At 67.5% G+C, this 1,567-nt stretch carries 1 protein-coding gene; it reads right to left on the bottom strand.

Translation table 11 applies throughout. The features are described from left to right. Positions 1–59 precede the first annotated feature (59 nt). The gene (locus FH608_RS51110; protein ID WP_152315459.1) at positions 60–1,328 is read right to left on the bottom strand and encodes an IS110 family RNA-guided transposase; all 1,269 of its coding nucleotides are present in this window, start codon (positions 1,326–1,328) and stop codon (positions 60–62) included. Positions 1,329–1,567: the final 239 nt, after the last annotated feature.

Genomic DNA, 1,567 nt, shown 5'->3' with positions numbered 1-1,567 from the left:
TTCAGTGGGCAAGCGGCAGCGAACGCCAGCAGGGTCGGGCGTTTCGGGGTGATGCGTGGTCAGTTGGCGGGTTCGACAGTGACGCTGTAGCCAAGGGCTTGGAGTCGGCGGATGTGGCGGCGTTTCTCGCGCTCGGGATCGAGACGGCTGTCGTGGAAGCCGGTGCCGAGGTCGATGAAGCGGGCGGTGGGGTCGGAAAGCAGGTGCCAGATGATGGTCAGGATGGAGCGGCCGACGGCGACGGCGGCTTTCTTGTTGCCGCGGCGGCGGGCGATGCGTCGGTAGCGTTCGCCGAGGAAGGTCTCGGTCCGTCCGACGGACACGGCGGCCTCGCCCAGGACTCGGGCCAGGTAGGCGTTGCCGTGGCCGGTGGCGCCTTTGCCCTTCTTCTTGCCGGCTGATTCCTTGACGCCGGGGGCGAAACGGGCCCAGGAGGTGAGGTGCTTGGCGGTGGGGAAGCGGCTCATGTCCAGGCCGATCTCGGCGATGATGACGTGTGCGGCGGTGGGTCCGATGCCGGGGATCTCGTCCAGCCGCTCGACCGTGTCGCGGTAGGGCGTGATGTGTTGGCTGATCTTCTCGTCCACGATGGCGATGTCGGCGTTCCAGGCATCGATGCGGGCCAGCATCAGGCGCAGCAGGAAGGCGTGATGGTCGGTGAAGTGGCCGGTGAACGCCTCTTCCAGGCTGCTGAGCTTGGCGCGCATGCGGCCGCGCGCCAGCTGGGCCAGGCGGGTGGGGTTGCGTTCACCGGTGATGAGCGCGGCCAGCATGGCGCGGCCGGAGACGCCGAAGATGCTGGAGGCGACCACGCTGAGCTTGATCTGGGCGTCTTCGAGGAGTTTCTCCACCCGGTTCTTTTCGGCGGTGCAGGCGTTGACGAGGTCGACGCGGTAGCGGGTCAGATCGCGCAGGGCGCGGATGTGCGGGGGCGGCACGAAGCTGGGGCGGATCATCTGTCGCTCGGCGACCTTGGCCAGCCAGACGGCGTCCAGCTTGTCGGTTTTGGGTCGTCCGGGCAGGTGCTTGACGTGGTGGGAGTTGACCAGCCAGACCTCCAGGCCGGCCGCCTCCAGCAGGTAGAAGACCGGCTTCCAGTAGTCGGAGGTGGCCTCGAGCACCACCCGGGTCACGCTCAGGCAGCGCAGCCGGTCGGCCAGCGCCAGCAACGAGCGGGTCATGGTGGAGTAGGTGTCCACCTCCTGCAGCCGCTTGCCCGGCGTGCTCTCGTCGGGCACCCGGATGCAGCAGGTCAGGGTGGCTTTGCCGATGTCCAGCGCGGCGACGCGCTGGACGATCTCTTCGTGGTCGTGGGCCTGTTCGAGCATTGCGTCGTCCTCCTGACCCATCGTGTGGATGAGGCGGCTGCTCGCGGGAACCGCAGGGCGACGCGCTGGGCGCAAGCTGATCCACGTCCTCGAAGGAACATTGAAGGGCCCACAGCGCGGTTCCCAGCACCCGGCTCCTAAACGATCTCGAAGATCACCATCAAACCGGCGTCGGCGAGCAACCACCCCCGATTTTCAGCCCGGAACGGGCGTCCGCACAGGGACAACTTGGGCTCCTA

Origin of the sequence: Nonomuraea phyllanthi (assembly GCF_006334985.2) — a bacterium.
Lineage (GTDB): Bacteria > Actinomycetota > Actinomycetes > Streptosporangiales > Streptosporangiaceae > Nonomuraea > Nonomuraea phyllanthi.
Note: the sequence above shows the minus strand (reverse complement) of the source record. Positions and strands in the feature narration are given on the sequence as shown.